Here is a 12,529-nt window from a genome sequence, read left to right as displayed (position 1 = left end):
CCAGTAATACCTTCAAAAAGGCTTTGTTGCATGGCGCTTCGCTAGTGTGAGCTGACACCTAATTACAACGGCGCAACGTCGGTTCCTCCTAAAGACTGGTAAAGCGTAACCTGAGTGAGAAACTGGTTGTAGCGGTTCTCCAACAAAGAAGCTTGTGCGTTTCTGGTGTCTTCTTGGGCATTCAAATAGTCCATGATCGATGTCGAGCCATACTGATACCGCGCAGCATATATGGACTCAGCGGCACTTGCGGCATCATATTGTTCTTGTAAACGCGCCGCTTGATACTTCAATTTTTCTCGTGCCGACAAGGCATTTTCGACATCTTGGAATGCGGCGTACAACACTTGGCGATAGCTCACAATGGCCGATTGATAGTCTAAATCGGCAATGGCTTGGCTGTTTTTCATCTCATTCCACTGCAAAAACGGTAGCGTCATATCCGCACCTAAACTGCCGATCGGGTTGGAAAGCAGGTTTTTGAGCGCTTGTGACGATCCCCCCAAAGCCCCAGTGAGCGTCAGCTTAGGCAAATAGTCCAAATCTGCTGCGTCTTTATTTGCTAGCGCGGCTTTGACTTCGTAAATCGCTGCTTTAATGTCGGGTCTGCGGATCAATAAATCAGACGGAGCACCAACACTCAACGATGGCATATCGCCTTCAGGCAGCATTTGGATGTTTGCACTGATGCTCTTCGGCGGTTGATTGAACAAAATCGCAAAGGCGTTGTTTGCCTCAAGTAAACTCTGTTCAAACTCACTTTGCTGCGCTTGTAAGCTTGCCAACGTACGTTTGGCTTCAAGCACATCTAACTGATCCACAGCGCCAAGTTGGTACTGTTTTTCAATCAATTGTAGCGTTTGAGCTGCGTCTGCCACATTACGCTGACTGAGGTTTAAGCGCTGTTTTAGATAGCCGATTTGCCAATATAACGATGCCGTCGTTGCCACCAAACTTTGTGCGGTCGCCTCGCGATCTTGTTGACTTGCCATCGCCGTCCACTTGGCTTGGTCAACGTCTGCCGAGATTTTTCCCCACAAATCCAACTCGTAATTGACGGACAAGTTAGTGCTGTAGCTATCTGCCGATTCCCCGCTATCAAGAGATTTTTGAACTTGTCCTGATGTGGAAGAACTCAACGTAGGGAAAAAGTCATCTTGCGTTAAACCCAGCTGTAAACGCGCTTTCTTTAGCGTTAGCGTTGCCAGCGTCAAATCGTTGTTTTGAGCCAACACCTGAGTAATGTATTGATTAAGCGTTGGGTCGTTAAACGCCAACCACCAAGGATCCATACTGACATCACCCGCAACATGCATCTGTTGCCAATTTGCAGGCACTTGCACCTCAGGAGCTTGATAGTCGCTACGCATAAGCGAACCACAACCTGACAACCACACTGCGCTTAAGGCAGCCGCGACCAATCGAGTCTTGAATTTCATTGTGTTACTCATTTTTAGTCTCTCGCTAGCGCTTCTATAGGATCGAGTTTGGCGGCATTGCGAGCGGGTAAAAAGCCGAAAGCGATGCCAATCAACGTTGAGCAAATAAACGCCCAGATGATCGAGTTCATTGAGTAAATCATTTGGAAGCTGCTGCCAGATGTACTGAATGCAAAACCAATCAAAAACGCCAAGCCAATACCAGCAATGCCACCACACAAACACACTAGTACCGCTTCAATCAAAAACTGACGCAAAATATCCGCTTGCCGCGCACCTACAGCCATTCGCACACCGATCTCTTTCGTGCGCTCTGTCACCGACACCAACATGATGTTCATTACGCCAATTCCGCCGACAATTAGGGAGATCACCGCAATCGCTGAGATCAGTAACGTCATGGTTGCGGTGGTTTTCTCGATGCTCTGACGAATGGTGTCAGTGTTAATCGTGAAGAAATCTTCTGTACCGTGGCGCATTTTTAACAAGTTGATGATGCTCTGTTCTACCGCTGCGCTTAGGGCGTTCTCATCAATCCGTACAGTAATGCCGTTGAGGTAACGTTGTCCCATCATGCGCCCAGACATGGTGGTGTATGGCACCCAAATTTTCAGCGCGTCGCTGTTGCCAAACGCGTCTTCTTTTTTCTGCGTGACACCCACAATACGCACTGGCAATGAACCAAGAAAAATCACTTCACCAATCGGATTTCTATCCGCAAACATTTCCTTTCTGGTGTTGTCATCAATCACTGCTTCTTGGGCGAGTGAGTTCACGCTCTCTTCATCCCAAAACTGACCTTTGGCGATCTCATAACCGCGCACACGGAAATAATCTTCCCCAACCCCTTCCACAGACGCGGTTACATCCTGATTGGCGTAACGCACGGTTAAGCTGTTGGATAAAGACGGCGTGACACTGTCGACAAAAGGTAGACTCTCCAACGATTTAGCATCGTCGGCGGTTAGCGTTTTCACTCGTCCGGAGCGGCGGTCACCAAACCCTTTGCCCGGCCTGACATCAATGGTGTTTGTTCCCATGGATGAAATATTCGACAAAATTTGCTGTTGTGAACCATTACCTAGTGCCACCACGGAAACCACCGAGGCTATACCAATAATGATGCCGAGCATGGTCAAAAACGTGCGCATTCTGTGGCTAGACATCGCCAGCAGCGCCATTTTTAGCGCGTCAATAAAACTGTCCCACTTCCACCACTTACTGGCGGCTTGCGCTGGGCGATGAAAAAACGCGCTCGGTGTCTTTGCTGCTTGCTCATTGATTATAACTTGTGCATTTGGCGTATCTGCAATGATTTCACCATCTTTGATTTCAATGATGCGATCCGCAAAGTTCGCCACGTTCATATCATGAGTCACTAAGATGATAGTATGCCCAAGTTGATGCAATTCTTTAAGCAGTGCCATCATCTCTTGCCCACTGTGACTGTCTAATGCGCCAGTGGGCTCATCGGCGAGAATCACCTCACCACCGTTCATCAGTGCACGAGCAACACTCACGCGCTGTTGCTGGCCACCACTCAGTTGGCTGGGCTTGTGAGTCAAACGATCTTCCAGCCCCAAGCGAGCCAACAGTGACTGCGCTCGCTCCGCTCTTTGACGATGAGGAACTCCCGCATAAACCGCAGGTACTTCCACATTTGCCACCGCGGTTAAATCCCCCAGCAGATGGTAACGCTGGAATATAAAGCCAAAATACTCGCGGCGCAGTTCCGCCAATTGGTCGGATTCCAACGTCGAGACATCTTGCCCATTAATGAAGTATCGACCGCTGGACGGTTTATCCAAGCAGCCGAGCACATTCATCAGCGTCGATTTACCTGAGCCCGATGCACCCACGATCGCGACCATTTCACCGCGTTTTATCTCTAAATTAATGTGGTTCAACACGGTAAGCGACTCGTCGCCAGAGACAAATCGTCGAGTTAAATCCTCAACTTTTAAAAGCACGTCACTCATCTTAGAACCTCATTGGAGGTCGACGACGATCACCTCGGCTTGATGATTCTCCATCCATAGCATTGCCAAGAACAACTTGGTCGCCCTCCTTCAAACCTGAGAGAATTTCTGCGTTCACTTTGTTGTTAATACCCACTGTCACGGGCTTTTGCACCACTTGGCCCTGTTCAAGCACTGGCACGGTATAGTTGCCTTTGCCGCCAGATTTTTGCAGCACTTGTGAAGGGACAATCAAGGTATTTTCCGATTGCTCAAGGACAATCGAAACTTGCGCAGTCATGCCGATGCGCAAAATACCTTGCGGGTTCTTCACATCAAATACAGCGTTGTAGTAAATGGCGTCGCTATCTGAAATGCTCAAATCGCTGTCATCGCCATCCATGATTGTTGGCCCCGGCTCAATGGCGCGCAATGTGCCTTTAAACTGCTGATTCGGTTTGCCTAAAATGGTGAACAGCGCCGTTTGGCCGGGGTGAACAAAAATCACATCGGCTTCCGAAATTTCGGCTTTCACTGTCATCGTATCTAACTTAGCTAACTCGATAATAGTTGGCGTGGTTTGATTGGCGTTTACGGTTTGTCCTTCTTCCACCGCGGTGTAGACCACCGTGCCATCCATCGGTGCGTTGATGGTGGTGTAACCGAGATCTAACTGCGCATTGTCGACGTTGATTTTGGCTTTCTCGATTTCGGCATCCAGTTGCGCTAACTCGGCTTTGTAGATGGCGAGCGTCGCTTCGGCATTCTCGTAATCAGCTCGTGAGCTCGCTTTCGCTGCCAACATGCCTTTTTGGCGCACGTATTCATAGTTTGCTTGTTTAATCTGCGCTTGCTTAGCCTGGTACTGAGCGTTGAGACTATTAAGAGACGCTTGGGCTTCTTTGAGGCTGTTTTGCTGAGTCAGGCTGTCAATCTGTGCAATCAAGTCCCCCTGTTTTATCTCATCCCCTAAGTTCACAGCGAGGCGTTGAATTTGCCCAGATACTTGCGCACCTACATTCACCAATTTGGACGCTTGCAACATGCCGTTAGCTAATACCGCCTTTTCGATATTGCCTTTGCGAACGACTTCTGTCGCGTAAGGAGAAATGGGTTCTGGACGTTGCAGATAATGATAACCACCAGCACCAATAGCAAGTAGGCCACACAAAACGAGCCATTTTTTATTGAGTTTCATAGCAGGAGTGAAGTAAATAATCGTTTTGATTTTATACTGCTATTTGTCTTAGCCGTACAGGGTACGAGACGTAAAGATAGGTAAATTAACGTCAAGATACTGTAGGAATAACATCACTAATGTGGAAAATCCGAGATATTATAGCTACTTCAAAACTTTATCATCCAATAAATATAACAAAGATCATTTTTAATATAGAAATTCAAGTTATAATTATTATAAACAAAACTTTTAAATACCAACAAACCAGTAAAATCTAAACTTATTCAATATGCCATCCATTTAGATTTCATTATGGTCATTTTGATGATTGAATTTAAAGAAGAGTTAAGTGGCAAGTTAAATAAAAAATACCCACATAACACAGGTAAGACCGAGAGGAGTGTGTCATGTGGGTTTAAAACGATAGTTCTCTTGCTGATTCGAACTACCAACGTTGGGATGCAATGGAAATACAAATGACTCAGAGTTTCCATCACGGACACTTTATCGCTGGATTTGCCTCTATTTGTTAGGGAACAGTCAGCACAATAAAAATAGAGAAGTAATACCGCAAAAATAAAAATATAGGTTCAGGATTTAATTTACACGTAAAATAACTACTATATTCACGCCATGAAGCATTAATAAATTCAACAATAAATATTTATTAAGTTAAATTTACTTATTGTTAGCACACTGTTAGTTTTACTCCTAAACACACTGGTCAGATTTGTTTATTTTACTACTTTTCGTTGCAATACAACTTCTAATTAATTCATGAGAAAAACATGCAGCGACAATTAACTCTTTCACCAATTTATTTATTAATCGGGTTAGCCTCCTCGACGGCGTATGCCGGTGGTTTTCAAATTAACGAACATTCTGCGACGGGTCTTGGTCGCGCTTTTGCTGGTGATGCCGTCATTGGTGATAATGCGTCTGTAGTCAGCCGCAACGCCGCAGCGATGACGCTGTTTAAACAAAATGCCTTATCGTTCGGTGTCACTTACGTCAAACCTGACGTTACCGTTAAAAATGCGCAATATCATCGAGCTAACATTAATGCGGATGTCAATGTTGGTATGGGTGGTTTTCCTCCGTCCCCTCAAGCTGACATTACCCCGTCCTTCTCTCAAACCGTGACCGACATTGATGACGTCGATGGCGTTGGTCAACCAGCCGTTGTACCCAATTTTTACTTTATTCACCCTATCAACGACGACTGGTATCTAGGCTTATCGGCATATTCCAACTTCGGAACCGACATGGAGTTTAAACCAAACTATGGCGCACCTGTTTTTGGCGGTGTCACCAGCGTAGCGAGTGTCAACCTTGGCGCAAGCTTGGCATACAAGGTGAACGATCGTTTTAGTATCGGTGGTGGTATTGATGTGATTTACGGCTCTGGTGAGCTGTACCGCGATATGGACGTGGGTGTTTGCGTTGGTGGGAACATACTTGGAAACGAACTAGAACAACGCTGTGGATCCGTAAAAGGCAACGCACTTGATGTGGAAGCTGGCGGCATTGGGCTTGGCGCGAACATTGGCATGATGTACGAGTTTAACGAACGTCATCGCTCAGGTTTAAGCTACAAGCACAGCCCTAACATTGATGCCAAGGGTGACATCCACTTTGCTGGCGAATCGTACGACTCGCTTGCTATGCCGCTACCGGATATTGCGGAGTTTTCCGGTTATCACCGCGTCTTACCTAAATTTGCCCTGCACTATTCTGTGCAGTGGATTGGTTGGTCAGCATTTGACAGCTTGAAAGCTGATGATCAGTTGCTAAAAGATTTTCAGTGGCAAGACTCCGCGCACTACTCCATCGGTGCGACTTGGTACGCCAATGAACGTTGGACACTACGCACGGGTTACATGTTCGACAAAACACCTGTCGATGAGCTGACTTCGCTTTCTATCCCAGATTCGAACCGTCACTGGTTATCTGCGGGGGCCTCTTACCAATGGTCATCAGATACCACGGTTGACATCGGCATGACGTACTTGATTGGTGAAGATGTCAACGTAGAAGAGTACGCGTATGAAGGTGTTCCTGCACCGATGGTGACGGGCGTTACCCATTCAAATGCGTTCCTAATTGGTGCCCAACTCAGCCACCGTTTCTAATTCGTCAGGCAGTGATCAAACCTCTAGGTCATTGCCTTGTAACAACGCTTATCAAAGCGACCGAACAGAGACATTATTATGAACAAAACACTACTTGCTTTTTCACTCTCACTTCTCGCTCTAAGCGCAGCTCAGGCTTCGGAATGGGGCTATGGCAATGACAAACACGGGCCAGAACACTGGGGAGAAATCGCCAAAGACTGCGCAACCACGAAAAACCAAAGCCCAATCAACATCGACAACCCAGCCGATGCAAAACTGGAAGCACTGAACCTTTCGTACACTGGTCAGGTCATTGGTTTAACCAACAATGGTCATACGCTGCAAGCGCAAGTGAACGGACGTAACAGCTTCACCATCGATGGCGAGACGTTCGAACTGCAACAGTTCCATTTCCACACACCTTCAGAAAACCAAATCAAAGGCCGCCAATATCCACTTGAAGCGCACTTTGTACACGCCAACGCAGAAGGCGAGTTGGCGGTAATTTCGGTGATGTTTGATGCTGGCGATCAAAACGCAGCGCTGTCTAAACTGATCAACGCAATCCCACAAGAGAATCAAACCACGTTCTTTAAAGATACATTTGAGATTAACGACTTACTGCCAAAAACTGCAAACCACTATCGATTTAACGGCTCTTTAACCACACCACCATGTTCAGAAGGTGGCGCTGGTTTGTGCTTAAAGACACTCCAACCTTATCCAAAGATCAAGCCGCGAAACTGATGGAAGTCATGGGACAAAACAATCGTCCGCTGCAACCGTTAAATGCGCGCGTTGTACTTTCTAACTAATCGCCAAATCCGATAAGGGGAATCGTATTTTCCCCTTATTTTGATTCGCTCTAACCTCACTTAGTTACAGGAACCCCCAATGAAAACTCCATCTGTTCTGTCACTCTTACTCGCACTCGCCCCGACACTCGCCTTCTCTCATAACCTTTCTGTCGGTCAAACCACCCCTTCCGTCAGCATTGATACCTATGGCGAAATGACGCTGCAAGGAGACGATGTGGCTTATCAACCTTGGGCAACTCAGCAGATGTTAGGCAAAGTCCGTGTGATACAAGCCATTGCAGGTCGTAGTAAAGCTAAAGAGATGAACGCGCCGCTGATGTCAGCAATCACTGCCGCTCACTTTCCTGAAGATCAGTATCAGACCACAACCGTGATCAACCAAGAAGACGCCATCTGGGGAACCGGTACATTTGTAAAATCGTCGGCAGAGGACAGCAAAAAGACATTCTCTTGGTCTTCCATGGTGTTAGACAAAAATGGCGTATTAGCAACAACTTGGGATCTGCAGCAAGAAAGTTCTGCGATTATCGTACAAAATAAACAAGGCGAAATTTTATTCGTGAAAGAAGGGGCTTTAACTCAAGACGAAGTCACACACGTCATCGAACTGATTAAACAGAATATCTAAACCTAAGGTAAGGAAAAGCTATGAAACTGTTCAACACCATCGCACTCTGTCTTTTAGCGGCTGTAGCCTCTTTCCAATCGGTTGCAGGAGACAACGATTGGGACAAGATTGCAGACAAGACCGTCAGTTTTAAATCGGAAACCGACACAGTCAATCCACTGTCACCATTTGCTAACGCTCGTTTCAGCCACATAAAAATCAAATGTACGCAAGGTACGGTCGATCTGAAAAGCGTTAAAGTAATCATGAAAGATGGTCAGGAAAAGACGTTCGACAGTTTAGGGGTTCTGACTAAAGGCATGTCATCAAGAAGCTTAAGCCTACCAACAAAAGATAACGCGAAGTTAGACAAAATCGAGTTGAACTATGAATCGGTTGGCAGCACTGCGCTGCAAGTCGCGGGGGTGACCAAAAAAGCGCAAGTGGAAATCTTAGGTAAGAAAATCGACGAGTAAGCAATGGCTCAACGAGCTCACCCAAACTAAAAACAGCGGCACTAGGCCGCTGTTTTCACTAAAAAATCGTCATGGATAACTAAATGAATTTCTTCAGCTTCGCCAAACCATAAGCGGCGATGGTGACACAATCTTTGATCGTGCCGTCGATCATCATCTGTTCGAACTCCTCAACAGAAAAAGCGCGAGTGATCAAATCCTCTTCTTCACTGTCGAGTTGATTGCCCACGTCCGTTAAATCAGTGGCGAAGTAGACGTGACATGTCTGATTCAAAAAGCCGTATGCGATAAACTGCGCGCCGACATACGCCATAGCGCTCGCCTGCATGCCCGTTTCTTCACGCAGCTCGCCTTTGGCAAGCTCAAGATGATCCGCATCTGGGTTTGATTCCCACGCCCCTTGTGGGATCTCCCAACAACGTTGACCTACGGTGTAACGGTACTGCTGAACCAAGTGAATCATCCCGTTATCGATAGCCAGAATCGCAGCACAATCAGGTTTGTCGACCACACCATAGATGCCCTCTGCGCCGCTCGGACGTAAAATTTTGTCCTCACGCACCGTCATCCACTTATTCAGGTAAACGACTTTGCTGTCTAACTGTTTGATGTCTGACATGGTTATTCCTTGATTTTTCTGAGGGTTACTGCGGAATAATACCCGATTCGGTTACGCCACCAAAATGTTCTTTAGTTCACTCAAAGACTCAACGGTGTAATTTGGTGCGATACGCTCATCGACGCTTGCGCCTGTGGTATTTAACCAGCAAGTTTCAATACCAAAATTATTACCACCCAGAATATCGGAATGCAGGTTGTCACCCACCATCAGTACGCGCGTTTTGCATGGGTTGCCCATTTGCTGCATCGCGTATTCAAAAATACCTAAGTCCGGTTTTGCTACGCCCACTTGTTCAGAGATCACTACTTTATCGAAGTACTCAGTCATCCCTGTACGCTCAAGGCGAATCGCTTGCAACTCTGTAAAACCGTTGGTGATGATGCCCATTTTAGCTTTGCCTTGCAGCGCTTCCATCAGCTCTTTTGCACCTGGCAACAAGCTGCAAATATCGGCCATTGCTTCTAAAAATGCGCTATTGAGATCTGCTGTTGTGGTATTCAACTTCTCAGCCCACTCGGTAAAACGCTTATGTTTTAGCTCATCTGCCGTTACTTTGCCGTCTTGGTAATCCACCCAAAGCGGTTTGTTTACGGTTTGGTAATGAGCAAAATCTTGTTCAGTAAAATCTACGCCTTTGCGAGAAAACATAAGCTGCAAACCTTTGAAAGCATCAAAGTGGAATAAGGTTTCGTCAGCGTCAAACAGGATCCAATCGTACTTCATTTTCTTCTTCCCAAAATCAAGGTCGTAATACTGGTGCATAGTCTAGATTGTTTTCTTCTTGAAGATAATCTCTATAATTGGAAATTAATTGTATCCTTGTGCTCAACAATAAATGCTTCACGATAATAGGAGATTGATGTGAACGCGATTGCCTCCCTGCCCGTTTTTGTTGCTGTTGTCGAATGCGGCAGCTTTTCCCTTGCGGCCAAACAGCTGAATCTGACGAAATCGGCGATCAGCAAACGCATCAACCAACTAGAAGACGATTTGGGCATTCGTCTCCTTAACCGAACTACGCGTAAGCTGAGCCTGACCGAAGCGGGAGAACGCTATTTTGAGTACGCTTCTCAAGCGCTCAATCTGGCCCAGCAAGGCGTAGACGCGGTATCGGAACTGCAAGGCTCTCCACAAGGTCGGCTCAAAATTACCGTGCCGATGTCTTTCGGTGTTCTGCATATCGCGCCTTTGATCAGCGAGTTTCTCGCTCGTTACCCGAAAATTGAAGTGGATTTAAACCTCGAAGACAAAATGGTCGATTTGGTTAAAGACGGTTTTGATTTGGGGATCCGTATTGGTGAACTCACCTCTTCCAATCTAATCGCAAAACGCCTCGCCCCTTGTAAAAGTGTGCTTTGTGCCTCGCCAGATTACTTAGCGGAGTTTGGAACACCACAAAAACCAAGTGATTTAGTCAGTCACAACTGCCTGCGCTATTCCTATTTCCGTGGCGGCGTCGAATGGATGTTCATCAACAACGGCAGCGAATACAAGGTGCTTCCAAAAGGAAACTTTATCGTCAATAACAGCGAAGCCATTCGCCAGTTGCTGTTAAGAGGTTCGGGCATTGCGCAACTGCCAACATTTATTGCAGGAAGAGACTTTGCCGCAGGAAATCTAACACCGGTGATGGAAGAGTATTCTCTACCAGAACACGCCATTTATGCGGTGTTCCCTGAGCGCAAACACATGCCGTTGAAAGTAAGAGCCTTTATCGATTTTATCAGCGAAAAACTCGGCACAGATTTACCTTACTGGGATCGTTACAACAGCCCAGAAAAATAACCATATTGATGATAAGTGAGTGAGATTTCACTACTGACATGTTCTGACATTCCATCCGCGTAACCTTATTTGGAACTCAACAGGCAATCCGCCAAAACCAATAAGGAATCACAATATGGAAACCGTTATCGAAACTGTGCAATTTCGTCTAACCGCAGGCACAACAGAGCAAGACGTGATCGCCGCTGCCAAACAGTCACAAACGTTTGCGAAGAATCTGCCGGGCTTTTTGTACCGGTCGCTCAGTCACGAAGCGACGGACGATCTGTGGACAGACATCATTTACTGGCGTTCAATGGACGATGCAAAACAGGCGGGAAAACAGATTAAGCAAGCCGCTGAATTTCAGCCTTTGTTATCAATGATTGACTGCAAAAGCTTCGAGCTTAAACATCACAACTTAAAAATGTGCAGTGAGCTAGAGAAGTAATCAGCCACACTACCACTAACAACCAGTAGGTCTAGATAAGGAACATCATGAGCAAATCAGAACGACTGTTTGAGCTACTGACGCTTCTGCGCGCAAAGCGTTACGCCGTGACAGCGAAAGAGCTCGCAGAAAGAATGGAAGTCAGCGAACGTACGATTTATCGCGATATTCAGTCGTTGCTCAGTTCTGGTGTTCCGATTCAAGGTGAAGCAGGTGTTGGCTACCTGTTGCAAGCTGGCTCTCATCTGCCGCCTTTGATGTTCTCAGAAAAAGAGATGATGGCGCTTGAACTGGGTATGCGGATGGTTCGAGCCTGGTCGGATGTTGAACTCGCCGAAGCGTCTCACTCTGCGTCCACCAAAATACTTTCGGTATTGCCCGATAAGCTCAAACAACAAGTGGAAGATTGTCCGCTGATTGTGCCCGATTATCACACCCAATCCGAGACTGCCAAACGAGGGCAGCTTCTGCGCCACGCGATTGATCATCAGTTTAAGGTCAGTTTGGATTACCAAGATGAAAGCGGACAAGTGACCGAAAGAAAAATCCAACCGTTAGGCCAGTTCTTTTGGGGCAAAGTCTGGACGCTGGTCGCCTGGTGCGAATTGCGCGATGACTACCGCCAGTTCCGCCTCGACCGTATCCAAGCACTGCGTATGCACGATGAAGAGTTTCAGAGTGCGGAAACCAAATCTCTCAAACATTATATTGCGCAGTATGAATCGAAAGATTGAGTGTTCTTCATCCTTCCATCACAAGGATTCTAAATTGCTCTGCTCAATGCGAGATATTTGGAAAGGCACATTTAGTTAAACTAATGTTTCATTTTTAACAGATGCGCAACCAACCTAAGATCGTTAACTTAAGTAGCACGTCAACCACACCGGAGCGTGAAGCTATGAAAGTACTGATTCAATACACCCAAGCAGGGAAATATCGAGATCAAGCGTGGGAGTCTTTAACTCTTCGATCTAAAGGTGATATGCAGGCCGTTACCCCTTCTTATGCTGCCCAACTTATCGAACAAAGCAAAGCGACACTTGTGATGACAGAAGACGGACAGATCATCTTTCACTCCTAAATTCCATCAATCCTATGAC

At 46.4% G+C, this 12,529-nt stretch carries 12 protein-coding genes and 1 pseudogene; 8 read left to right on the top strand and 5 right to left on the bottom strand.

All coding sequences use genetic code 11. The annotated features are described in order from the left end of the window. Nucleotides 1-62 precede the first annotated feature (62 nt). The 3 genes from R7Z47_RS04420 to R7Z47_RS04410 are packed head-to-tail and all read right to left on the bottom strand — an operon-like array spanning nucleotide 63 to nucleotide 4,595. Nucleotides 63-1,439: an efflux transporter outer membrane subunit gene (locus R7Z47_RS04420; protein WP_213893583.1), complete on the bottom strand. Its 1,377-nt coding sequence runs from the start codon at nucleotides 1,437-1,439 to the stop codon at nucleotides 63-65. 14 nt (nucleotides 1,440-1,453) lie between these two features. Continuing rightward, nucleotides 1,454-3,418 carry a MacB family efflux pump subunit gene (locus R7Z47_RS04415; RefSeq protein WP_262606720.1) on the bottom strand — a complete coding sequence of 655 codons (1,965 nt, stop codon included), beginning with the start codon at nucleotides 3,416-3,418 and terminating at the stop codon, nucleotides 1,454-1,456. Nucleotide 3,419: 1 nt separating this feature from the next. Beyond that, nucleotides 3,420-4,595, bottom strand: coding sequence for an efflux RND transporter periplasmic adaptor subunit (locus R7Z47_RS04410; protein ID WP_005384341.1), 1,176 nt, complete (start codon nucleotides 4,593-4,595; stop codon nucleotides 3,420-3,422). A gap of 770 nt (nucleotides 4,596-5,365) precedes the next feature. Between R7Z47_RS04410 and R7Z47_RS04405 the strand changes: the two genes are divergently transcribed. The 4 genes and pseudogenes from R7Z47_RS04405 (at nucleotide 5,366) to R7Z47_RS04390 (ending at nucleotide 8,592) form a co-directional block, all read left to right on the top strand. Then, the gene (locus tag R7Z47_RS04405) at nucleotides 5,366-6,709 is read left to right on the top strand and encodes an OmpP1/FadL family transporter (RefSeq protein ID WP_262606721.1); all 1,344 of its coding nucleotides are present in this window, start codon (nucleotides 5,366-5,368) and stop codon (nucleotides 6,707-6,709) included. A 78-nt stretch (nucleotides 6,710-6,787) separates the two neighbouring features. Then, nucleotides 6,788-7,506 (top strand): annotated as a pseudogene (locus tag R7Z47_RS04400) (carbonic anhydrase). A gap of 79 nt (nucleotides 7,507-7,585) precedes the next feature. Then, nucleotides 7,586-8,137 (top strand): YtfJ family protein, encoded by a 552-nt coding sequence (locus R7Z47_RS04395; protein WP_005374105.1) that lies wholly within the window; start codon nucleotides 7,586-7,588, stop codon nucleotides 8,135-8,137. A 20-nt stretch (nucleotides 8,138-8,157) separates the two neighbouring features. Continuing rightward, a complete protein-coding gene (locus R7Z47_RS04390; RefSeq protein WP_005480927.1) occupies nucleotides 8,158-8,592 on the top strand; it encodes a hypothetical protein in 435 nt (144 codons plus the stop codon). A gap of 79 nt (nucleotides 8,593-8,671) precedes the next feature. On the opposite strand, the gene R7Z47_RS04385 is transcribed toward R7Z47_RS04390, so the two are convergent. Further along, entirely contained in the window at nucleotides 8,672-9,211 is a 540-nt protein-coding gene (locus tag R7Z47_RS04385; protein WP_262606722.1) for an NUDIX hydrolase, read from the bottom strand. 51 nt (nucleotides 9,212-9,262) lie between these two features. After that, nucleotides 9,263-9,937 carry a pyrimidine 5'-nucleotidase gene (gene yjjG / locus R7Z47_RS04380; protein WP_005374109.1) on the bottom strand — a complete coding sequence of 225 codons (675 nt, stop codon included), beginning with the start codon at nucleotides 9,935-9,937 and terminating at the stop codon, nucleotides 9,263-9,265. A 138-nt stretch (nucleotides 9,938-10,075) separates the two neighbouring features. Here yjjG and R7Z47_RS04375 point away from each other — a divergent pair, with 138 nt between their 5' ends. The 4 genes from R7Z47_RS04375 to R7Z47_RS04360 all read left to right on the top strand — a co-directional run bounded on the left by R7Z47_RS04375 (nucleotide 10,076) and on the right by R7Z47_RS04360 (nucleotide 12,510). Continuing rightward, nucleotides 10,076-10,999: a LysR family transcriptional regulator gene (locus R7Z47_RS04375; RefSeq protein WP_262606723.1), complete on the top strand. Its 924-nt coding sequence runs from the start codon at nucleotides 10,076-10,078 to the stop codon at nucleotides 10,997-10,999. Between the two features lie 115 nt (nucleotides 11,000-11,114). After that, nucleotides 11,115-11,429 (top strand): hypothetical protein, encoded by a 315-nt coding sequence (locus R7Z47_RS04370; protein WP_167415756.1) that lies wholly within the window; start codon nucleotides 11,115-11,117, stop codon nucleotides 11,427-11,429. A gap of 47 nt (nucleotides 11,430-11,476) precedes the next feature. After that, nucleotides 11,477-12,163 carry a helix-turn-helix transcriptional regulator gene (locus R7Z47_RS04365; RefSeq protein WP_005374113.1) on the top strand — a complete coding sequence of 229 codons (687 nt, stop codon included), beginning with the start codon at nucleotides 11,477-11,479 and terminating at the stop codon, nucleotides 12,161-12,163. A 164-nt stretch (nucleotides 12,164-12,327) separates the two neighbouring features. Continuing rightward, nucleotides 12,328-12,510 carry a hypothetical protein gene (locus R7Z47_RS04360; protein ID WP_005393690.1) on the top strand — a complete coding sequence of 61 codons (183 nt, stop codon included), beginning with the start codon at nucleotides 12,328-12,330 and terminating at the stop codon, nucleotides 12,508-12,510. The last annotated feature ends 19 nt before the right edge of the window (nucleotides 12,511-12,529 follow it).

The sequence above is a fragment of the Vibrio sp. 1641 genome, assembly GCF_033339995.1.
In the GTDB taxonomy this organism is placed as follows: Bacteria; Pseudomonadota; Gammaproteobacteria; order Enterobacterales; family Vibrionaceae; genus Vibrio; species Vibrio alginolyticus.
Note: the sequence above shows the minus strand (reverse complement) of the source record. Positions and strands in the feature narration are given on the sequence as shown.